Source organism: Streptomyces sp. ACA25, assembly GCF_028200735.1.
Classification (GTDB): domain Bacteria; phylum Actinomycetota; class Actinomycetes; order Streptomycetales; family Streptomycetaceae; genus Streptomyces.
In genome coordinates this window covers 246627-267786 of record NZ_JAQKPV010000007.1, presented here as the reverse complement: position 1 = coordinate 267786, position 21160 = coordinate 246627, and the positions used below count along the sequence as shown (strand labels likewise).

Here is a 21160-nt window from a genome sequence, read left to right as displayed (position 1 = left end):
GTCAGCTCACGACTCCTGTCATGACGGCGAGGGGGACGGCGAGGAAGCCGGCGGTCAGGACGAGCGCCAGCACGTTCGCCGTGGCCCGCAGCGTGGCGTTGCGGCGCGGATGGTTCAGCCCGAGCGTCTGGGCGGCGCTCCAGAAGCCGTGCCGGATGTGCAGGCCGACGGCGAGCACGGCCGTGATGTAGATCACGTTGCTGTACCAGGTGCTGAAGCTCGCCACGACGTTCTCGTACGGCCGCCCGGCCTCGAACTCCGGGTTCACCGTGCCCGTCGTCAGGTCCAGGAGATGCCATACGACGAACAGGGCGATGATCACCCCGCCCCAGCGCATCGTCCGGGTCGCGTAGCTGCTGCGAGCCCTGCGGTGCGCGTACCGCACCGGTCGGGCGGTACCGGCCAGCCGGCTGAGCCGGTACGCGGACACCCCGTGCAGGATCACCGCACCGAGCAGCACCACCCGGGTCAGCCACAGAAGCCACTCGTGGCGCAGCACGGGCTCCCCGACGGTGCGCAGCCAGTGCGCGTAGCCGTTGAACTCCTCGGGGCCGAAGAAGATCTTCAGGTTCCCCAGCATGTGCACCACCAGGTACAGCAGCAGAATCCCGCCGGTGACCGCCATGACCGTCTTCTGACCGATGGTCGACCGCCACAGCGTGCCCGGCAGGGACGGCCGCCGGTCCGTAACTACTGTCCGCAGCGCCATGGGGCCCGAGGCTAGGGACGCTGCCCCCCATCAGTCCAAGACATGATGCGGCTGCATTCCATAGGCACTGTCTATGCTGGGTTCATGCAGCTGCAGCAGCTCCGGTACTTCGCGGCAGTCGCCGAGACCCGGCACTTCACCCGGGCAGCGCACCGCGAACACGTCTCCCAGCCCTCCCTCTCCCAGCAGATCCGGGCACTGGAACGGGAGCTGGGTGCCGACCTCTTCCACCGGGCCCGGGGCCACATCGCCCTCACCGACGCGGGGGAGGTCCTCCTGCCGCTCGCCCACCGGATCCTCGCCGACACCGAGAGCGCCCGCCGGGAGGTCCAGGAGGTGGCCGGGCTGCGCAGCGGCCGGATACGGCTCGGCGCGCCGCCCAGCCTGTGCACCAGCCTGGTTCCCGATGTCCTGCGGATCTTCCGTGACCGCTACCCGGGGGTGGAGCTGCTCGTGCGGGAGGACGGTTCGCAGGACCTGGTGCGGGTTCTGGCAGCCGGGGAGCTGGACCTCGCTCTGGTGATCACCCCGCTGTCCGGTCAGGCACCCGCCCTGACCACGACGGAGCTGCTGCGTGAGGAGCTCGTGGTGGTCTCACCTCCTTCCGAGCCCTCTCCCGTGGCACGGGACCGGATCCGGGTGCACGAGCTGCGGGACCGGCCGCTGGCCATGTTCCGCCGCGGCTACGACCTGCGGGAGTTCACTGTCGCGGCGTGCCGGGAGGCGGGCTTCGAACCGGTCTTCGCGGTGGAGGGCGGGGAGCTGGACGCGGTGCTGGGCTTCGTCCGTGCGGGGCTGGGTCTGGCGGTGGTGCCGGCCATGGTCGCGGCCCGGTCCGGGCTGCGGACGACTCCGTTCGCGGAGCCCGGCATGCACCGGACGGTGTCGGTCGCGCACCGCGGCGACGTCACCCCGCCGCGGGCGGCCCGTGAGCTGCGGCGCATCCTCGCCGAGCGGGTGGCCTGAGCTCCCGCGCCCCGCACCGCCCCCCGGGGGCGGGTCAGGCCGGGCGGCGGTGCTCCACGGCCACGACGGCCAGCACCAGCAGACCGCCGGCCAGCAGGAGAAGGGGCAGCAGCATCCAGCCGAAGACCAGGCACATGCCGGCCGCCAGCACCAGCAGCACCGACCCGGAGGGATCGCGCCAGGTACGTGCGGCGGCCGTCCGGACCGCGCCCACGGGGCCGCAGCCGGGACGCCAGGCACCGGCCGTGCGCAGCATCAGCACGGAGAGGAGGGCGAGCAGCCCGGCGCTGCCTGCCAGCACGCCCGCCGAGCCGGGGATCACCCCGGCCTCGGCGAGCGTCAGGTTCCACAACAGGAGCAGGCCCAGGCCGGTGCCCACGAGCGCGGCCGGCCACAGCCCGCGCCAGGCGGCGGTGAAGTCCCGCAGCAGGTCGCCGGTCCGCGCGCTCTCGCCGGAGACATGGCGCCGCATGTGGGTGCTGCCTGCCGCCAGAGCCGGGAGCGCCGTCACCAGGGGGACGGAGAGCAGGGCTACGAGCACTCCGACGATCACGGTCTCGCCGAACAGGGCGAACCCCGCGCCCTTCGTGCCGCGCATCCGTATCAGCCCTTCAGCCCTTGGGTGGCCACTCCGTCGACGATATAGCGCTGGAAGAGGATGAAGAACAGCAGTACGGGCAGCAGGGCCAGCACGGCGGTGGCCATCTGTGCGCCGTAGTCGGAGATCGACGTCTGGTCCACGTACTGGCGCAGTGCGATCGGCAGGGAGTAGTTCTCCGGGCTGCGCAGGTAGATGAGCGGGGCGAGGAAGTCGTTCCAGCTCCAGATGAACGCGAAGATCGACGCGGTGGCCAGCACCGGACGCATCAGCGGCATCATGATCGACCAGTAGATCCGGAGGTGCCCGGCGCCGTCGATCCGGGCCGACTCGTCCAGCTCCCGGGGCAGATTGCGCATGAACTGCACCATGAGGAACACGAAGAATCCCTCGACCGCCAGGAACTTGCCGATCAGCAGCGGGAAGAACGTGTCGACCAGCCCCAGTTCGTTGAACATGATGAACTGCGGAATGATCACCACGTGGAACGGCAGCAGCAGCGTCGCCACCATGATGGCGAAGTAGATTCTGCGGCCCGGGAATTCGATGCGCGCGAACGCGTAGGCGGACAGGGACGAGGAAAGCGCGATCCCCACCACTGCCCCGACGGCGAGGATCATCGAATTCATGAAGAAGGTCCAGAACGGAACTCCGCCGATACCGTCGAAGGACCGCAGGAAGTTGTCCAGCGTGGTGTTGTCGGGAATCAGGCCCGTCTCACCGATGATCTGGTTGGAAGGGCGGAAGGACGACAGCAGCATCCAGGCGCCGGGATAGAGGATCACAAAGCCCATGGCCCAGATCGAGCCGTGGAACAGCACGGTCCGCAGCCGCCGGCGCTGCCTGTCCCGCTGTCGTGCCCGGCGGGCCTCGGCGGGCAGGTCCTGTACTTCAGGGGCGGTGGTACTCATGCGCGCTCCCCGTTGTAGTGCACCCAGTACTTGGACGTCTTGAAGAAGACCAGCGTGATGATGCCGACCACGACGACCAGCACCCAGGCCATGGCTGCCGCGTAGCCCAGCTGACCGTCACCGAAGCCGCGCAGGTACAGGTACAGCGTGTAGAACATCGTGGAGTCCGCCGGCCCGCCGGTGCCGCGCGAGATGATGAAGGCGGAGGCGAAGACCTGGAAGGAGTTGATGGTCTCCAGCACCAGGTTGAAGAAGAGCACCGGTGAGAGCATCGGCAGGGTGATCTTCAGGAACTTCCGTACCGGACCGGCCCCGTCGACCTCGGCGGCCTCGTAGAGCTCGCTCGGGATCTGCTTGAGGCCGGCCAGGAAGATGACCATGGGGGCGCCGAACTGCCACACGGCCAGGAGGATCATCATCGGCATCGTCATGGACGGGTCCCCGACCCAGCCGCCGGGCGGCAGCCCGAAGAACTGGCCGACGTCGTCGACAACGCCCTGGTCGTTGAACATCGCCCGCCAGACGATGGCGATCGACACGCTGGCCCCGATCAGCGAGGGTGCGTAGAAGAGCGAGCGGTAGACGCCCTGGCCGCGGCGCCGGCTGTTCAGCAGCATGGCCACGGCCAGCGCGGCGGCCAGCTTGATCGGTGTGCCGACGACCACGTAGGTGACCGTTACCTCCACCGACTTCAGGAACCGGTCGTCGGAGAACATCCGGGTGAAGTTGTCCCAGCCGATCCAGTCGGAGCCGCGGACCGGGTGGTAGTTGGTGAAGGCCAGATAGAGCGAGGCCACCATGGGCCCCGCGGTCAGCGCGATGAAGCCCAGCAGCCAGGGGGCGAGGAAGGCGTAACCGGCCCGGGTCTCGGAGGACCTCCGCGACGGCCGCTTGGGATGCGGCCGTCGCGTGGGCCCGCCGGCCTCAGGAGCCTTGGACGCCTCACGGGTGAGTGTCACGGGGAGCTTCCGTTCGGTGCGTCAGCGGTGGTGCGCGAGGATCACTGCTCGAGGTGGTAGGGCGCCTCGCTGAACCAGCGGTCGACGAAGGAGTCGACATCGATCTGACCGTGCGAGAACTCGTCACCCAGGTTGTTGGAGTACTCGTTCTCCACGGACCCGAAGCCCGGCACCGGCCTCGGCACGACCGCCGTCATGTAGCCCGCCTCGGAGACCGCCTCCTCGTACGCGATGACCCGGGCGTCGACGCTGCCCTCCTCGAGGTCGAGGGAGTCCCGCTGACTCTGGGAGGACGGCACGCCCATGTCGGTGCCGAAGATGGCACCGGCCTCCGGGTCGTTGATCAGGAAGTCGATGAGGAGCGCGGCCTCCTCGGGGTGGTCGCTGTTCGCCCCCATCGCCAGCTGCATGGTGGGCTTGAAGAACATGTTCTTCTGCCCGTCCGCGCCGCCGGGCACCGGCATCAGGCCGAGGTCGTCGACTCCGAGCTCGTTGGTGTAGCCCGCGAGGAAGTTGTCCCAGTGGAACTCGACGGCTGCCTCACCGGCGGTGAATCCGCTCAGCGGATCCAGCTGCTCTGCCCGGGTGATCGGGAAGGTGAGGTTCACCGGTTCGCGGATGTCCTCGGCGCTCGCGAGCCAGTCCCGCATGTCGTCCTCGGAGAAGTTCATCTCACCGTCCTCACCGAACGGCTCGATACCCTCTTGGACCAGCCCCTGCATGAACAGCCACCAGACGGTCGTGTAGTCGTCGCCGCCGTGGACCGCCGGGCTGCGGTCGGCTCCCGCCTCGGAGACCTCCGCGAGGAAGCTCCGGTAGTCCTCCCAGGTGTAGTCCCAGTCGGGCAGGTCGACGCCGAGGTCTTCGAGCAGGCCGGGGTTGTACAGCAGCGCCAGGGTGTTGGTGCCGGTGGGAATGGCGAACAGCCCGCCGTCGACTTCGCCGGAGGACACCAGCTCCTCGTCGAGTCCGGACAGGTCGATCCGGTCTTCGGTGTGGTCACCGAGATCGGCGAGCAGGCCGTTGCCGGCGAAGTCCCACAGGTAGGACAGGTCCATCTGCAGCACATCCGGCAGACCGCCACTGGTGGCGTCGGTGTTCCGCAGATTCCAGTAGTCCTCGAAGTTGTTGAAGCTGGTCTGGACCCGTATCCCCGGGTGCTTCTCCTGGAAGAGTTTGACGGCCGCGTCGTACCTTTCGGCACGCTCGTCCGAGCCCCACCAGGTGAAGTTGAGGGTGACATCGCCGCCGCCGTTGCCGCTGCCGCCGTCATCCCCGGAACCGCAGGCCGTGAGGGCCAGCGAGCCGGCTGCCGCGACGGCGATACCGCGCATTGTGGCTTTCCTGATTGACATCCAAGCCTCCCTGCTCTGTTCAATGCTTGCGGTGAGTCCGCAAGCGGTGTCTCGTCGTTCGCAGCCCTCGGTGACACCTGGAGTGAATCGTTACAATACAGCTGGGGTCCGCTGCGTGAACCCGGTGGTGTGTAACTTTTGGGAAACGCCGTGGTGATCCTCGCGTTGCACGCCGGCGGCCTTTTCGCGGGTTCGCGCAGGGTCCGTGAAAGGCTCTTTCGGTGAGGTGCCGACTTCCGGTGGTATCCCCTCCTGCGGGGAGGGGGGTGGGTTTCCGGGGGTGTCGCCGGTTTCCTCACGTGCATGCATGAATCGATTCATTTCCGGCCCGGAGTGCTGCCTCCGACAGGCGGGAGCGGCAGGATGAGGCGCGGAACGGTGCGGGTGCCTCCGTTGCCGGGGAGTCTCGCAACGGACGGAGGAGCGCGTCAAGGGTTCGGCGGGAAGTAACGGAATACGTTCGACGGCCGGCCGGGGAGCGGTCGGTGCCCGGCCGGCCCGCCCCGGGCCGGCCGGGCACGTGTCACCGCAGCGTACGGAAGAACGTCCGCATGTCCTCGGTGAGCAGGCCGGGAGCCTCCAGCGCGGCGAAGTGGCCACCGCGCCGGAACTCCGACCAGTGCGTGACGGGCAGGATCTTCTCGGCGAAGCGCCGTACGGAGATGTCCGTGGTGAAGACCGCCACGCCCATCGGCACGGTGGAGGGTTCCTTCTCCGCCCACTGGGCCGGGTCGTTGTACCGCTCGAAGTAGGTGTGCGCGGAGGATCCCGCGGTCCCGGTGAACCAGTAGACGCTGACGTTGGTCAGCAGACGGTCACGGCCCACCGCATCCTCGGGGAGGTCCGCGGACGGGTCGGACCACTCGTGGAACTTCTCGGCGATCCAGGCGAGCTGGCCGGCCGGTGAGTCGGTGAGGGCGTGTGCGAGGGTCTGCGGCCGGGTGCCCTGCAGCTGGAGGTAGGCGGACTGATGGGCCTGCCACTCCTCCATCATGGCCAGCCGGTGGCGCTCGCCGTCGGTGAGCCCGGTGAGCCCGGCCGGGTCGCCGTCGGGGAACGTGACCAGTGAGTTGACGTGCACACCGATCACCTGGTCCGGGACCAGGCGGGCCATCGCCGGGGCGAGGAAGGCGCCCACGTCACCGCCCTGCAGGCCGTACCTCCGGTACCCCAGACGCTGCATCAGCTCCACCAGCGCCCTCGCGGTGCGGGTTTCGGTCCACCCCGCCTCGCCGAGGGGCCCGGAGAAGCCGTACCCCGGCAGTGACGGGATCACCAGGTGGAAGGCGTCCGCGGGGTCGCCGCCGTGCGCCGCCGGATCCGTGAGCGGGCCGATGACGTCCAGGAACTCCACCACGGAGCCGGGCCAGCCGTGCAGCAGCATCAGTGGCGTAGCGGTGGGCTCCGTGGAACGGACGTGCAGAAAATGCAGATCGGTGCCGTCGATCGCGGTCGTGAACTGGGGGTGTGTGTTGAGCTCCGCTTCGTGTTTCCGCCAGTCGTAGCCGGTCGCCCAGTACTCGGCCAGGTCCCTGAGGTAGGCGGTGGGAACCCCCCGCTCCCAGCCGGTGTCCGGCAGGTCGGGGGACCACCGGGTGCGGCCGATCCGCTGCCGGAGGTCGTCGATGTCCGCCTGCGGGATGTCCACGCGAAAGGGGCGGATTTCCGTACCGGGGACCGGCCCGGGCGCCGCGGTCTGCTGAGGAGTGCTCATGCGGTTACTGTTCATGACCCTCACGTTACGGACAATTGGTGTCAGTTCGGGGCACCGAATGGTCCAACGCGCCGTCAGGACCGCTTGCGACTGGCAGACATCTGCTGCTGAGGACATGCGGCGGGGCATCGGCCAACGGCGGAGGGCCCGGCCGGGCTCGCCGGCGTGTACGGTCACGTGCTCCCGGTGGCTCGTTCCGCGGCACCGGTCCGGTCAACGGCCCTCCCGCTCCGGCCTGCCCCGTGGCCGGGAAGCTGGCAGGGGGTGGGCGTCCAGCAGGCCCTGGAGGTAGTCCTCCAGGCGGGCTGCCGCCAGGGACGCCGTGAGGTCCGGGCGGCCGCACTCACGCCAGGGGCCGGCGACCTTCTCCGCGTCCGGGGCGAAGCCCAGCGCGTCGAGCAGCCGCCAGTAGAGACGGTCGTCCGGGTCCGCGGCCTGCTGCCCGCCCGCTGACGCGTAGAGACCGGGGAAGCGCAGCCCGGCGGCTGCCCCGTGGAGCAGGGCCAGAGCTGTCGCGCAGTGCGAAACATCCAGGTCCGCCGGCCCCCAGGAGGTCTCGACCCAGTCGACGACCCCGCTGATCCGTACCTGCCCTGACGGGTCCCGGTGGAACAGGACGTTGCCCGGATGGAAGTCGCGGTGCAGGAACCGGCCCTGATGAGCGGGCGCGTCCCGCCGGATGACGTCGACCGCCCGCCGCCACAGCGCCGGACGCCGGGTGGCCTCCGGGATTCGCACCCGGTCCGGCGCACTCCACGCCTGGTAGGCGCGTGGGCGGTCGCCGGTGCTCACCGGAACCGAGTGGATGTCCACCAGTTGCTGGGCGAGCAGGACCGCCCGGGCGTCGGCTCCCTCATCGGTGAGGCGCAGCGTGCCGGGAAGACGGGTCATCAGCAGCGACGGGTGGGTGCAGTGTTCCCCGGTGGTGTCCACGGCCACCAGCCCGGCCGCCGCGATGCCGGTCCCGGCCAGCAGGGTGAGGACGTCCGCCTCCCGGCGGAGCAGGCCCGGAGCATGCCGCCGGAAGAACGCGGTCTCGAAGGAACGCAGCACCAGGTCGCGTGCGCCGTCGGGGCCCCTGACCCCGAACCGGCGCATCGACGAGGTCCATCCGCCGCGCAGTGGCTCCTCGGACACCACCCTTTCACCCGGCCTCAGTTGTGCGTGCACCCAGGCCAGAGTCCGGTCCATGCGGCCAGGCTACGGGGTGCCCCGGGGGCCGCCGGGCACGGGTCTTCGCGGGGGCGGAAAAGTACGCAACATATATTGTGCAATTTTAGTTGCGTTTTATATCGTGGGGGTCATGACTGAAGAACCGACCCGCGTCACCGACCTGGAGGCCCTCAAGGTCTTCACCCACCCGCTGCGCATCAAGCTCTACCGGCAGCTGTACGCCGCACAGGGTCCCGCCACCGCCTCGCAGCTCGCCGACCGGGTGGACGAGGCTGTCTCCCTGGTGAGCTACCACTTGCGGAAGATGGCCGCCCACGGCTTCATCGAGGAAGCCGCGGGGCACAGCAGCGACGGCCGTGAACGTTGGTGGCGTGTCGCCGGGAACGGCGGATGGAGCGTGCGCGCCTCGGACTTCACCGGCACTCCGGAAGGCGCCGCCGTGGTCGGGCAGCTGACCCGGCAGGTGCTGGCCGCCCGGATGGAGCAGTACCAGGCGTATCTCGACCAGCAGCACAGCTGGGGGAAGGAATGGAGCGACGCGGCTCTCAGCATCGACCACCAGCCGCGACTCACCGCGGCGGAGCTCCAGCGGATGGGCGAGGAGTTGCAGGCCGTCCTGTTGCGCTGGACCGAACACGGGCGGGCGGCCGACGAGGCCGGTGACCGCGAGGGCCGTGAGTTCACGCCCGTCCAGCTCTACGCGTATCCGGTCCGGCCGTGACGGCCGCGGGCAGCACGGGCACGGCGAGCAGCCCCGGCCCTGCCCCTGCCGGCCCGCCCGCCTACCGCGACGGCAATGTTCTGCGCTGGCTGGCGGCCTTCATCGCCACCATGATCGGCGAGGGTGTCTACTTCCTCGCCCTCGCCTGGGCAGCCCTGGAGACCGGCGGTCCCGCGCAGGTCGGCCTGATCATGATGGTCGGCGCCCTGCCCCGGGCCGTGCTCATGCTCGGTGGGGGAGTGCTGGCCGACCGGTTCGGGCCCCGCCCCGTGGTCATCGGAAGCGACGCCGTGCGCTGCGCCGTCATCCTCGGGGTGGCGGCCGCCCTGCACCTGTCCGCGCCCGGCCTGTGGCTGCTCCTCACCGTCGCACTCGTCTTCGGCGCGGTCGACGCCCTGTTCATGCCGGCGATCGGCGCGCTCACTCCGAGGATCGCCCCCGCGAGCCAGCTTGCCCGCATCCAGGGCATGCGCAGTCTCGGCATGCGACTGGGGAACACGGCCGGTCCCCCCGTCGGTGGCGCGGCGATGGCCCTCGGTGGGCTGGAGGCAGCGTTCGCGGTGGCGGGCCTGCTGTTCGCCCTGTCCTTGCCGTTCCTGCTGAGTCTGCGCGTCAGTCCGCTGCCCGCCCCGCACACGGGTGCGCAGGAAGCGGAGCCGACAGCCGGCAGCGCGTGGGCGGATCTCCGTGCAGGACTGCGGTATCTCGGTCGGCACCGGCTCCTCCGCCCGCTCGTGCTCACCGGCGTCCTGGTCGAACTCGCCCTGGCCGGACCGCTGAACGTCGGGCTGGTGCTCCTGGCCGATGAGCGGGGCTGGGGCGCGGCGGGCATGGCCTGGGTGATCAGTGCTTTCGGGCTCGGCGCTGCGGCGAGTGCCCTGCTGCTCACCGCCCGGGGCCGGCTGCCGCGGGCCGGCGCGCTGGTCCTCGCTTCGATCGCCGTGGCGGCCGTCGCGCTCACCGCTGTCGGACTGCTGCCGTCGGTGCCCGCCGCAGCCGCGGCGGCCGGGACGGCAGGGCTGGCCGCCGGACTCTGCGGCGGGCTGGCACTGGCGCTGACGCAGACGTCCGCCGACCCGCGCTACCTCGGGCGGGTCATGTCGGTGCTCGCGCTCGGCAACATCGGCCTGGCCCCGCTCACCTTTCCGATGGTCGGTGCCGCCATCGGGCTCTGGGGCACCGCCCCCGTCTACCTGGCCGCCGGGTTGCTCGGCCTGGCCGCCGCCGCGGTGGGGTCGGCCTCCGCGGAGCTGCGCCGGGCCGAGCTGCCGGGGTGACCGGCGAGCGCTGCCCGGCTCCCGGGGCGGGGTTCAGGTCAGCCCGAGCTTCGCTCCGCGCAGCAGCTCGACGGCCGCCTCGTCGCCGTCGAACTCCACCTTCGCCGCGTCCTGCCGTCCGTGCGCGAAGAGCTGCAGCTCACCGGGGTCCCCGGTGACGGTGACCACCGGAGTGCCCTTGTGGGCCACCACGGTCTGACCGTTCGGCCGCCGCAGAACGAGCCCGACCGGGGACTTGCGGCCCAGGATCCGTCCGGCGGTCTCCAGCCGCTTCCACAGCACGTCGGCGAAGACCGGGTTCAGCTCGCGCGGCTGCCAGTCCTGCCCGGCCCGCCGGACATCCTCGCCGTGGATGAAGAACTCCACGGTGTTCGCGCCCTCGTCGATCTGCTTCAGGTTGTACGGGGACCACTTCGCCGGACCGGTGCGGATCATCTGGATCAGCTCGTCGTAGGGCTTCTCGGCGAACTCCTTCTGCACCCGTTCCAGACGGGCGGCCAGCGGCTTGAGGATGATGCCGCCCGCGGCGTCCGCCCGGCGCTCCCGGACCACGACGTGGGCGGCCAGATCCCGGGTCCGCCAGCCCTCGCACAGGGTGGGCGCCTCCGGACCGGCGTTCTCCAACAGATCGGCAAGCAGCAGGCGTTCGCGCTTCGCATGGGTAGACATACCTCCCACCCTAGGCCGTGACCACCAGGAATCCCGGGAACGGCCGCTCCCGCGGCCCGGCAGCCGTCCGCCCGGCGCTCGCCAGGAGGCAGAATGCGGGTATGGCCAGCACTCCCGCACCCAGCACGCCGCCCGCCGGCTCACCGCTCGATCCGGCTGTCGCCGCCCGTCTGCGGCGGAACGCCGAGGGCCTGTTCCCCGCCGTCGCCCAGCAGTACGACACCGGTGAGGTCCTGATGCTCGGCTGGATGGACGACGAGGCGCTGCACCGGACGCTCACCACAGGCCGCTGCACCTACTGGAGCCGCAGCCGCGGCGAGTACTGGGTCAAGGGCGACACCTCCGGCCACGTCCAGCACGTCAGAGCGGTGGCGCTGGACTGTGACGGCGACACGGTCCTGGTCCAGGTGGACCAGGTCGGCGCCGCCTGCCACACCGGGGAGCGCACCTGTTTCGACGCCGACCGGCTGCCGCTCGGGCAGTAGGCTCCGCAGGCATGACGACTGAGGACCTCGACACCTTCCGGGTACGGGCGAAGGACCGCCGGGTGATCCCGGTCACCCGGCGCCTGCTCGCTGACGGCGACACCCCCATCGGGCTGTACCGCAAGCTCGCCGCGGAACGGCCCGGCACCTTCCTGCTGGAGTCCGCGGAGAACGGGCGCACCTGGTCCCGCTACTCCTTCATCGGGGTGCGCAGCGCCGCCGCGCTCACGGTGCGGGAAGGCCGCGCCCACTGGCTGGGCACCCCGCCGGTCGGGCTGCCCACCACCGGCGACCCGCTGCAGGCGCTGCGGCAGACCGTCGAGGCACTGCACACCCCCCGCGACCCCAGCCTGCCCCCGTTCACCGGCGGCATGGTCGGTTACCTCGGCTACGACGTGGTGCGCCGCCTCGAACGGATCGGGGAGAGCACCGTTGACGATCTGCGGCTGCCCGAAATGACCATGCTGCTCGCCACCGACCTCGCGGTGCTCGATCACCGCGACGGGACCGTGCTGCTGATCGCCAACGCCGTCAACCACAATGACCTGGACACCGGGGTCGACGAGGCTCATGCCGACGCGGTGGCCCGGCTCGACGCCATGACCGCCGACCTCGCCAGGCCCTCGCCCGGCGGCGCCGCGGCGCTGCCTCCCTCCGAGGTGCCGGACTTCACCGCCCGCTGGGGCGGGGAGGCGTTCCGGGAGGCGGTCGACGACATCAAGGAGCGCATCCGGGCCGGCGACGCCTTCCAGGTCGTCCCCTCCCAGCGGTTCGAAACCCCCTGCGAGGCCAGTGCGCTCGACGTCTACCGGGTGCTGCGGGCCACCAACCCCAGCCCTTACATGTATCTGTTGCGGCTGCCCGGTGAGGGGGGCCCGGACAGTGAGGGAGGGTTCGACATCGTCGGCTCCAGCCCCGAGGCGCTGGTGAAGGTCGACGACGGGCAGGCGCTGCTGCACCCCATCGCCGGCACCCGGCCGCGGGGTGACACTCCGCAGGAGGACGCCGCCCTCGGTGAGGAGCTGATGGCCGACCCCAAGGAGCGGGCGGAGCACCTCATGCTGGTGGATCTCGGCCGCAATGACCTGGGCCGGGTCTGCCGTCCGGGCAGCGTCGAGGTGGTCGACTTCATGTCCCTGGAGCGCTACAGCCACGTGATGCACATCGTGTCCACGGTGACGGGCCGGCTCGCGCCGGGCCGCACCGCGTTCGACGCGCTGACCGCCTGTTTCCCCGCGGGCACCCTCTCCGGGGCACCCAAGCCACGGGCCCTGCAGATCATCGAGGAGCTGGAACCGACCCGGCGCGGGGTCTACGGCGGCTGCGTCGGCTACCTGGACTTCGCGGGCGATGCCGACACCGCCATCGCCATCCGCACCGCCGTGCTGCGGGACGGCACCGCCTACGTGCAGGCGGGGGCCGGGGTGGTTGCCGACTCCGACCCGGTGGCCGAGGACACCGAGTGCCGGAACAAGGCCGCGGCCGTCCTGAGGGCGATCGGCACGGCCCGGAAGTTGCGCGGTAGCGTGGACGGGTGACCCGCGAGCCCTCCTCCCGCAGCCCCCGCGCCTCCCGTCGTGCCCTCGGCCTCGCGCTGCTCTGCGGAGCGTTCGGGGCCGCGGCCGTGCTCATCGCGGCCGGCCAGACCTGGGCCGAGGGGACGGCCACGGCCACCGGTGGTGAACTGCGCGTCACAGCCGACGGCAGCGCCGTCTCCGGGCTCCCCAGCGCTCTGGCCCTGGTGGGTCTCGCCGCCCTGGTCGCGGTGTTCGCCGTGCGCCGGACCGGTCGGCGGGTCGTCGCCGCGGTGCTTGCCCTGAGCGGTGCCGGTATCCTCGCCGCCGCTCTGCGGGACCTCGGCGACACCGCCGCTCTGGAGCACCGTGCCGCCGAGGCGACCGGCCTGGCCTCGGCCGCGGTCACCGGGGTGAGCCACACCGGCTGGCCGTGGGTGTCCGCCCTCGGCGGCGTGCTGCTGCTCTGCGCCGGTCTGCTGGCCCTCGTGTACGGCCGGCACTGGCCGGCGATGTCCAGCCGGTACGAGCGCGCGGAGCGCCGTGCCCCGCGGGGCGGGAGCGATCCGGACAAGCCCGAGGACCTCTGGAAGGCCCTGGACCGCGGTGAGGACCCCACCTGACCGGGAGGTCCGGTGCAAGGGCCGCGAAACGGGTGTGCACAATGGTTCCGGCGCATCCCGGCGCGCACCCCGTTAGCCGAACCACCGAGGAGCACATCATGGCGGGCAACAGCCACGGTCACGGAAACAACCCTGCTGCCTGGACCTGCGTCATCATCATCCTGCTCGGCTTCACCGTCGGTGCTGTCTTCATGGTGATGGCCGAACCCCTCGGTGTCGTGGCCGGGCTCGTGGTGATCGTCCTCGGGGTCGTCGTCGGTCTGGTGATGAACGCCATGGGTCTGGGGGAGCCGAAGGCCGTGCGGGAGGGCCGTCCGCAGCCGGCCGAGGAAGGCCCCGACACCGGATCCGACCGGATCGTGGTCACAGCCCGCGACTGAGATCCTTCTCTCGCGCGGCGGCTTTCGGCGCGGTACCCGCTCACCCGATCGGTACCGCGCCTTTTGCCTGTCCCCGTTCCGTGGACGAGGCTGGGACCGTGCGTGCGGCCCGTGCGGCGATCACCCGGCTCACCGCACCGCTGGCGGCGCTGGCCGCCGCCGGTGCCGCCACCGCGTGGGTTGCCCTGACGGACCCGAACGAGCCGGGTGGTTACCCGGCCTGCCCCGTTCCGGCTCTCACCGGTGTGTTCTGCCCCGGCTGCGGAGGTCTGCGCAGTGTGCACGCCCTCACCCGGGGGGACGCGGCCGCTGCCCTGAGTGCGAACACCCTGGTGGTGGCGGGGTGCGCGGTACTCGCGGTCGTGTGGGCCGGCTGGCTGGTGCAGGCCGTTCGTGGCCGGCCGCTCGCGCTCCCCGACCCGCGACCCGTCCACTTCTGGCTGCTGGGCGGGCTGGTGATGTTGTTCACAGTGCTGCGCAATCTCCCGGGCGGAGCGGCGCTGGCACCCTGAACCGCTTCGCCCCCCATGTCCGGTATATGGGATACCGTCCGGGTGGGTGCGGGACCTCGGTCCGGCGGCGGATACCATCATGGGTGAGGGACCGGGTACGGATCCGGAAGACCGGCCGAGGACTGGGCGGTCACCGGAGCCGCCGACGGACCCGATCGTCTCCTGTATGTTCCCGCGCTTCGCGGGCCGTACGTCACCGGAACTCGAACAGGAAGGGGCCGCTCGCGTGAGTGTTCTCGACGAGATCATCGACGGAGTCCGCGCCGACCTTGCCGAGCGGCAGGAGCGTGTCAGCCTCGACGATCTCAAGCAGACCGCCGCGAAGGCCCCGCGGCCGAGGGACGGCGAGGCCGCTCTCCGCAGTGACGGCGTCACCGTGATCTGCGAGGTCAAGCGGTCCAGCCCGTCCAAAGGTGCGCTGGCCGCCATCGCCGACCCGGCAGGGCTCGCCGCCGACTACGAGGCGGGCGGCGCCGCCGTCATCTCCGTGCTCACCGAGCAGCGGCGCTTCGGCGGCTCCCTCGCCGACCTCGAAGCGGTCCGGGCCCGGGTGGACATCCCGGTGCTTCGCAAGGACTTCATCGTCACGGCCTACCAGCTGTGGGAGGCCCGTGCGCACGGCGCGGACCTGGTCCTGCTGATCGTGGCCGCTCTGGAGCAGGAGGCACTCGTGTCGCTCGTGGAGCGGGCCGAGTCCCTGGGGCTGACTCCGCTGGTCGAGGTGCACGACGAGGAGGAAGTGCAGCGGGCGGTCGACGCCGGGGCGCGGATCATCGGGGTGAACGCCCGCAACCTGAAGACGCTCGAGGTGGACCGCGGCACGTTCGCCCGGGTGGCCCCGGAGATTCCCGACCACCTGGTGAAGATCGCCGAGTCCGGTGTCCGCGGCCCGCACGACCTGATCGCCTACGCCCACGACGGTGCGGACGCGGTGCTGGTGGGCGAGTCGCTGGTGACCGGCCGCGACCCCCGGGCCGCCGTCGCCGACCTGGTCGCCGCCGGCACCCACCCCGCCCTGCGATCGGGGCGCTGACCATGAGGACCTGCCCCGCGGTGGATCCGGCTTTCGCGCGCCTGGCGCGCGGCTGCCGCCCGCGGGGCTGCCGTGCGCCCGCCCGCCGGGTGCGGGGGCGCCGGGTGCGCTATCACATCGGCTCCGAGCCCGGGCAGATCAACGGGATGCGATGGCATCGCTGAGCCGGCCGCTCAGCACCGCCCCGTCACCGTCCGCTTTTCCTTTCCTGCCCGAAGGGCTGCCGCATGTCCGAAAGCTTCTTCCTGCCCGATACCGAAGGCCGGGTTCCCACCGCAGAGGGCTACTTCGGTGCCTTCGGCGGGATCTTCGTCCCGGAGGCCCTGCGGGCCGCCGTGGAGGAGGTCGCCGCCGAGTACGACAAGGCCAAGAACGATCCTGCCTTCGCCGCCGAGCTCAATGACCTGCTGGTCAACTATTCCGGCCGTCCGACCGCGCTCACCGAGGTCCCGCGCTTCGCCGAGCACGCGGGCGGCGCCCGGGTCTTCCTCAAGCGGGAGGACCTCAACCACACCGGCTCGCACAAGGTCAACAATGTCCTCGGCCAGGCCCTGCTCACCCGCCGGATGGGCAAGACCCGGGTGATCGCCGAGACCGGGGCCGGCCAGCACGGCGTCGCCACTGCCACCGCCTGCGCCCTGTTCGGCCTCGAATGCGTCATCTACATGGGCGAGATCGACACCGAACGGCAGGCCCTGAACGTGGCCCGGATGCGGATGCTCGGCGCCCGGGTGGTGCCGGTGACCTCCGGCAGCCGCACCCTGAAGGACGCCATCAACGAGGCGTTCCGGGACTGGGTCGCCAACGTCGACCGCACCCACTACCTCTTCGGCACGGTTGCCGGTCCGCACCCGTTCCCCGCACTGGTCCGTGACTTCCACCGGGTGATCGGCACCGAGGCCCGCCGGCAGATCCTGGAGCGCGCCGGGCGGCTGCCGGACGCGGTGGCCGCCTGCGTCGGCGGCGGTTCGAACGCCATCGGCCTGTTCCACGCGTTCATCCCCGACGAGAACGTGCGGCTGGTCGGCCTGGAGGCCGCCGGGCACGGCGTCGCCTCGGGGGAGCACGCCGCCACCCTGACCGCCGGCGAGCCGGGCATCCTGCACGGCTCGCGGAGCTACGTCCTGCAGGACGACGAGGGCCAGATCACCGAGCCGTACTCCATCTCGGCCGGGCTCGACTACCCCGGCATCGGCCCCGAGCACGCGTACCTCAAGGACAGCGGGCGCGGTGAGTACCGCCCCGTCACCGACGAGGAGGCGATGCAGGCGCTGCTGCTGCTGTCCCGCACCGAGGGCATCATCCCCGCGATCGAGAGTGCCCATGCGCTGGCCGGCGCCCTCGACCTGGGCCGTGAGCTCGGCCCGGAGGCGCTCCTCCTGGTCAATCTCTCCGGGCGCGGCGACAAGGACATGGACACCGCGGCCCGCTATTTCGGGCTGTACGACGGCGAGGGGGACGCGAAGTGAGCGACGGACACGGCAGTATCGAACTGCTGCGGAGCACCCTGGCGAATGCCAGGCGCGAGGACCGGGCCGCCCTCATCGGCTATTTCCCGGCCGGGTTCCCCACCGTCGACGGTGGTATCGCTGCCGTCACGGCGATGGTCGAGGGCGGCTGCGACATCATCGAGATCGGCCTGCCGCACAGCGACCCGGTGCTCGACGGCCCGGTCATCCAGACCGCCGACGACATCGCCCTGCGCGGCGGTGTGCGGATCGCCGACGTCCTGCGCACGGTCCGGGAGGTGCACACGGCAACCGGCGCGCCCGTGCTGTGCATGACCTACTGGAACCCGGTGGACCGGTACGGGCCGGAGCGCTTCGCCGCCGAGCTGGCCGAGGCCGGGGGAGCGGGCTGCATCCTGCCGGACCTGCCCGTGGAGGAGTCCGGCGACTGGCAGAAGGCCGCCCAGCTGCACGGCCTGGCCACCGTCTTCGTCGTCGCCCCCAGCAGCCGGGACCAGCGGATCGCCACGATCACCGCGGCGGGCAGCGGATTCGTCTACGCCGCTTCCCTCATGGGGGTCACCGGCACCCGGGAATCGGTCAGCCACGAGGCCCAGGACCTGGTCCGGCGCACCCGGGCGACCACCGGCCTTCCGGTCTGTGTGGGCCTGGGAGTCTCCGACGCCGGACAGGCCGCCGAGGTGGCCCGGTTCGCCGACGGGGTGATCGTCGGCACCGCTTTCGTGAAGCGGGTGCTCGACCATGCCGACGATCCGGAGGCCGGCCGGCGTGCCGTCCGTGAGCTTGCCGGGGAGCTGGCCGCGGGCGTCCGCCGGACCTGACCGCCGGCCCGGCCGGAATCCCGTGCACTGCGGACTCCGGCCGGGCGCACGCACCGTCGGACCGGCGCCCGCCCGGCCGCGGGCCGGTCCGCCGCACCGGAAGCCGGCCGGCCGCACGGCGCGGCCCCCACGGATCGGCCCTCCAGGCACTAGCGTTGCGGGCATGCGCGTACTGGTCACCGGAGGAGCCGGCTTCATCGGCTCGCACATCGTCGACGCCCTGCTGACCGCCGGTCACGTACCGGTGGTGCTGGACACCCTCCCCCGCAGCCACCACCTGCCGGACGTCCCCTGGTTCCAGGCGGACGTCCGGGACGCGGAGCTGGTGGCACGTGCCCTGGCCGGGGTGGACGCGGTCTGTCATCAGGCGGCGATGGTGGGCCTGGGGAAGGACTTCGCGGACGCCCCCGCGTACGTGAGCTGCAACGACCTGGGCACCGCCGTCCTGCTGGGCGCGATGGCCGAGGCGGGCGTCCGCGATCTGGTGCTGGCCGGCTCCATGGTGGTTTACGGGGAGGGCCGTTACGACTGCCCGCGGCACGGCGTCGTACGTCCCGGCCCGCGGGACGTCGCCGACCTGGCGGCGGGCCGTTTCGAGCCGCTGTGCCCGCACTGCAAGGAGCAACTGGTCCCCGGTCTGGTGGGCGAGGACGCGCCGACGGACCCTCGCAACGTCTATGCCACGACCAAGCTGGCGCAGGAACACCTGGCCGCCTCCTGGGCGCGCTCCACCGACGGGCGGGCCGTCAGCCTCCGCTACCACAATGTCTACGGCGACCGGATGCCACGTGACACACCGTACGCCGGGGTCGCCTCCTTCTTCCGGTCCGCCCTGGAGCGGGGCGAAGCGCCGCAGGTTTTCGAGGACGGGGCGCAGCGCCGGGACTTCGTGCATGTGGAGGACGTGGCAGCGGCGAATGTGGTGGCGCTCGCCGCCCTGCCGGAGCGGCCGGCGGGCACCCTGCGGGCGTACAACACGGGCAGCGGTGATCCGCACACCGTGGGCGAGATGGCGCGTGAGCTGGCGGTCGCTCACGGCGGCCCGGAACCGCGGATCACCGGTGAGTACCGGCTGGGGGACGTGCGGCACATCACCGCCTCCTCCCAGCGGCTGCGCGAGGAGCTGGGCTGGCGGCCCCGGGTCGCCTTCGCCGAGGGCATGGCCCGCTTCGCGCTCGCACCGCTGCGCGGCGAGGAGCCGCGACGCGGGATCACCGGGGCGTCCTGACGGTCCGCCGTCGTGGCGCGAGCGGTCTTCTGGTCTGACCAGGGTCGGGACCCCGGTCTCCCCCGGGTCAGTGGCGGGCAAGGTCCGGGCGGGCGGCGGGCAGCGTCACCTCGAAGCGGCAGCCGCCCGGCACGTTGCGGACTCCGGTGGTGCCGCGGTGCGCCTCGACGATGCCGCGCACGATGGCCAGCCCGAGCCCTGCCCCGGCCGGCGGGGTGCGGGCATCCTCCCCGCGCCAGCCGGGGTCGAACACCCGGGGCAGATCCTTCGCCGGTATGCCTCCGCAGCCGTCCGTGACCGACAGCACGACGGAGTCTCCGCGGCGGCCCGCCGCCACCGCGACCGTCCCGTCCGCTGGGGTCCGGCGGATTGCGTTGACCAGCAGATTGGCGAGTACCCGGCTCATCTCCCTGCCGTCCACCTCCACCGGGACCGGCTCCACCCCGCGGTCGGCGAGCAGCACCCCGCGTTCCCGCGCCAGCGGGTCGGCCCCGGCTATGGCGTCGCTGATCAGGTCGTAGACCGACATCCGGGCGGGCGTCAGCGCCAGCGACCCGGCCTGGATCCGGGACAGCGCGAACAGGTCTCCGACCATGTCGCTGAGCCGTTCCACCTCGCTGCGGATCTGCTGGTGGTAGCGGTCCGGGTCCTCGGCGATGCCGTCCTCCAGCGCTTCGGCCATGGCGCGCAGCCCGGCCAGCGGTGAGCGCAGGTCGTGGGAGATCCAGGCGACCAGCTCACGGCGGGAGGACTCCAGAGCCTGCTCCCGCTCCCGGGAGCGGGTCAGCTGGTCATGAGTGACGGTCAGCTGCCGGGCCAGAGAGGCCAGCTCCGCGGGCATCGGTACGCTGGGCAGGGCGAACCCGCCGCCCTCACCGAGGGTCCGGGCTGCCCGTTCCAGCGCCCGGTGTCCGGTGCTCACCCAGCGCCCCAGCAGTAAGGCGGTGACGGTGGCGGCCAGCGCGGCCACCGCACCGACCGTGGTCACGACGGCCAGATCGTGCCGGGAGAGGAACATCGACCGGGCCACCGACAGTGTCCCCGCGAGCATGGCGCCGACGGTGACGGCAGTCAGGACGGCCAGGGACACGGCGACCGGACGCCGCCGCACGGCCAGCAGCACCAGTGCGCCCGCCGCTCCGGCGGCGGCTGCCCCGACCGCGGCGTGCAGGGCGATCACCAGCAGCTCGCGCGCCGCCTGTTCGTTCACGGCCCTCCCTCTTGCTCCTGCATGTGCCTCCGGATACCTGAGTACCTGTGTACCGCACTCAGGGAAAGCCGCCCGCCATCGGTGCTCCCTGGTCAGCCCTCACCGTCGAAGCGGTAGCCGACCCCCCAGACCGTGGTGATCAGCCGGGGTCGTGCGGGGTCGTGCTCGACCTTGTGCCGCAGCCGCCGCACATGCACGGTCACGGTCGACAGGTCACCGAAGTCCCACCCCCAGACCGTGGTCATGAGCTCCTCACGGCTGAAGGCCCGGCCCGGGTGCCGCAGGAAGTGGGCCAGCAGATCGAACTCACGGAGCGTCAGCGTGAGCAGTCCCCGGGCGTCCCGGGCGTACCGGGCCGCCGGGTCCAGCGTGATGCCCCCGCCGTGCAGCAGCTCACCCCCCGGTGCTGCCGGACCGGTGCGCCGCAGCACGGAGGCCACCCGCAGCACCAGCTCGCGAGGGCTGAAGGGCTTGGTCACGTAGTCGTCCGCCCCCACCTCCAGCCCGAGAATGCGGTCCTCCTCGTCGCCACGGGCGGTCAGCATGACGACCGGCACCGGTCCCTTGGCCCGCAGCCGCCGGCACACCTGCAGGCCGTCCAGCCCGGGCAGCATCAGGTCGAGCACGACCAGGTCCGGAGGCGTGGCAGCAGCCCGGTCCAGAGCCCCGGGCCCGTCCGAGGCACGGTCCACCAGGAAACCCGCCCGGTCGAGATAGGTGGTGACCACCTCGGTCACCGTGGGGTCGTCGTCCACGACGAGGACGCGCTGCTGCGGCTGATCCATGCGGCGAGTCTCACCTCAAGAGCTGGGGAAAATCCGGACATGCGCGGC

The 21160-nt window shown here is 71.5% G+C and carries 23 protein-coding genes; 13 read left to right on the top strand and 10 right to left on the bottom strand.

Annotated features, from left to right (window positions below; genetic code table 11):
• Nucleotide 1 precedes the first annotated feature (1 nt).
• Nucleotides 2–709 carry a succinate dehydrogenase cytochrome b subunit gene (locus PJ985_RS13770; RefSeq protein WP_271684005.1) on the bottom strand — a complete coding sequence of 236 codons (708 nt, stop codon included), beginning with the start codon at nt 707–709 and terminating at the stop codon, nt 2–4.
• A gap of 84 nt (nt 710–793) precedes the next feature.
• Here PJ985_RS13770 and PJ985_RS13765 point away from each other — a divergent pair, with 84 nt between their 5' ends.
• Nucleotides 794–1675: a LysR family transcriptional regulator gene (locus PJ985_RS13765; RefSeq protein ID WP_271684004.1), complete on the top strand. Its 882-nt coding sequence runs from the start codon at nt 794–796 to the stop codon at nt 1673–1675.
• Between the two features lie 34 nt (nt 1676–1709).
• Here the strand turns inward: PJ985_RS13765 and PJ985_RS13760 are convergent, their stop codons facing one another.
• The 6 genes from PJ985_RS13760 to PJ985_RS13735 all read right to left on the bottom strand — a co-directional run bounded on the left by PJ985_RS13760 (nt 1710) and on the right by PJ985_RS13735 (nt 8403).
• A complete protein-coding gene (locus tag PJ985_RS13760) occupies nt 1710–2273 on the bottom strand; it encodes a hypothetical protein (RefSeq protein ID WP_271684003.1) in 564 nt (187 codons plus the stop codon).
• Nucleotides 2274–2278: 5 nt separating this feature from the next.
• The gene (locus PJ985_RS13755; RefSeq protein ID WP_271684002.1) at nt 2279–3184 is read right to left on the bottom strand and encodes a carbohydrate ABC transporter permease; all 906 of its coding nucleotides are present in this window, start codon (nt 3182–3184) and stop codon (nt 2279–2281) included.
• The gene (locus PJ985_RS13750) at nt 3181–4143 is read right to left on the bottom strand and encodes a carbohydrate ABC transporter permease (RefSeq protein ID WP_271684001.1); all 963 of its coding nucleotides are present in this window, start codon (nt 4141–4143) and stop codon (nt 3181–3183) included. Before PJ985_RS13750 ends, PJ985_RS13755 begins: the two co-directional genes overlap by 4 nt.
• Nucleotides 4144–4184: 41 nt before the next feature.
• Entirely contained in the window at nt 4185–5498 is a 1314-nt protein-coding gene (locus PJ985_RS13745) for an ABC transporter substrate-binding protein (protein ID WP_271684000.1), read from the bottom strand.
• A gap of 523 nt (nt 5499–6021) precedes the next feature.
• Nucleotides 6022–7212, bottom strand: a complete 1191-nt coding sequence (locus tag PJ985_RS13740) for an epoxide hydrolase family protein (protein WP_271683999.1) — start codon at nt 7210–7212, stop codon at nt 6022–6024.
• 213 nt (nt 7213–7425) lie between these two features.
• Complete coding sequence (locus tag PJ985_RS13735) at nt 7426–8403, bottom strand: phosphotransferase family protein (RefSeq protein ID WP_271683998.1); 978 nt, start codon at nt 8401–8403, stop codon at nt 7426–7428.
• Between the two features lie 112 nt (nt 8404–8515).
• On the opposite strand from PJ985_RS13735, the gene PJ985_RS13730 reads away from it, so the two are divergent.
• The gene (locus tag PJ985_RS13730) at nt 8516–9106 is read left to right on the top strand and encodes an ArsR/SmtB family transcription factor (RefSeq protein ID WP_271683997.1); all 591 of its coding nucleotides are present in this window, start codon (nt 8516–8518) and stop codon (nt 9104–9106) included.
• Complete coding sequence (locus PJ985_RS13725; protein ID WP_271683996.1) at nt 9103–10383, top strand: MFS transporter; 1281 nt, start codon at nt 9103–9105, stop codon at nt 10381–10383. Before PJ985_RS13730 ends, PJ985_RS13725 begins: the two co-directional genes overlap by 4 nt.
• 33 nt (nt 10384–10416) lie before the next feature.
• Here the strand turns inward: PJ985_RS13725 and PJ985_RS13720 are convergent, their stop codons facing one another.
• Entirely contained in the window at nt 10417–11052 is a 636-nt protein-coding gene (locus tag PJ985_RS13720) for a TIGR03085 family metal-binding protein (protein ID WP_271683995.1), read from the bottom strand.
• Between the two features lie 101 nt (nt 11053–11153).
• Here PJ985_RS13720 and hisI point away from each other — a divergent pair, with 101 nt between their 5' ends.
• From hisI to PJ985_RS13675, 10 genes are all read left to right on the top strand, one after another.
• Nucleotides 11154–11537 (top strand): phosphoribosyl-AMP cyclohydrolase, encoded by a 384-nt coding sequence (gene hisI / locus PJ985_RS13715; protein ID WP_271683994.1) that lies wholly within the window; start codon nt 11154–11156, stop codon nt 11535–11537.
• 11 nt (nt 11538–11548) lie between these two features.
• Entirely contained in the window at nt 11549–13075 is a 1527-nt protein-coding gene (locus tag PJ985_RS13710; protein ID WP_271683993.1) for an anthranilate synthase component I, read from the top strand.
• Nucleotides 13072–13674, top strand: a complete 603-nt coding sequence (locus PJ985_RS13705) for a TIGR02234 family membrane protein (RefSeq protein ID WP_271683992.1) — start codon at nt 13072–13074, stop codon at nt 13672–13674. Before PJ985_RS13710 ends, PJ985_RS13705 begins: the two co-directional genes overlap by 4 nt.
• A gap of 98 nt (nt 13675–13772) precedes the next feature.
• On the top strand, nt 13773–14054 hold the full coding sequence (locus PJ985_RS13700; RefSeq protein ID WP_271683991.1) for an HGxxPAAW family protein: 282 nt from the start codon (nt 13773–13775) through the stop codon (nt 14052–14054).
• Between the two features lie 98 nt (nt 14055–14152).
• The gene (locus PJ985_RS13695; protein ID WP_271683990.1) at nt 14153–14566 is read left to right on the top strand and encodes a DUF2752 domain-containing protein; all 414 of its coding nucleotides are present in this window, start codon (nt 14153–14155) and stop codon (nt 14564–14566) included.
• 226 nt (nt 14567–14792) lie between these two features.
• Nucleotides 14793–15599, top strand: coding sequence for an indole-3-glycerol phosphate synthase TrpC (gene trpC, locus PJ985_RS13690; protein WP_271683989.1), 807 nt, complete (start codon nt 14793–14795; stop codon nt 15597–15599).
• Nucleotides 15600–15601: 2 nt separating this feature from the next.
• A complete protein-coding gene (trpM, locus tag PJ985_RS23465) occupies nt 15602–15763 on the top strand; it encodes a tryptophan biosynthesis modulator TrpM (RefSeq protein ID WP_443033480.1) in 162 nt (53 codons plus the stop codon).
• 63 nt (nt 15764–15826) lie between these two features.
• Entirely contained in the window at nt 15827–17068 is a 1242-nt protein-coding gene (gene trpB / locus PJ985_RS13685) for a tryptophan synthase subunit beta (protein WP_271683988.1), read from the top strand.
• Complete coding sequence (gene trpA, locus PJ985_RS13680; protein ID WP_271683987.1) at nt 17065–17889, top strand: tryptophan synthase subunit alpha; 825 nt, start codon at nt 17065–17067, stop codon at nt 17887–17889. The genes trpB and trpA overlap by 4 nt, the downstream gene beginning before the upstream one ends.
• Nucleotides 17890–18052: 163 nt before the next feature.
• Nucleotides 18053–19117: an NAD-dependent epimerase/dehydratase family protein gene (locus tag PJ985_RS13675; RefSeq protein ID WP_271683986.1), complete on the top strand. Its 1065-nt coding sequence runs from the start codon at nt 18053–18055 to the stop codon at nt 19115–19117.
• Between the two features lie 67 nt (nt 19118–19184).
• Here PJ985_RS13675 and PJ985_RS13670 read toward each other — a convergent pair whose 3' ends face one another.
• Entirely contained in the window at nt 19185–20327 is a 1143-nt protein-coding gene (locus PJ985_RS13670; protein ID WP_271683985.1) for a sensor histidine kinase, read from the bottom strand.
• A gap of 92 nt (nt 20328–20419) precedes the next feature.
• On the bottom strand, nt 20420–21112 hold the full coding sequence (locus tag PJ985_RS13665) for a response regulator transcription factor (RefSeq protein WP_271683984.1): 693 nt from the start codon (nt 21110–21112) through the stop codon (nt 20420–20422).
• Nucleotides 21113–21160: the final 48 nt, after the last annotated feature.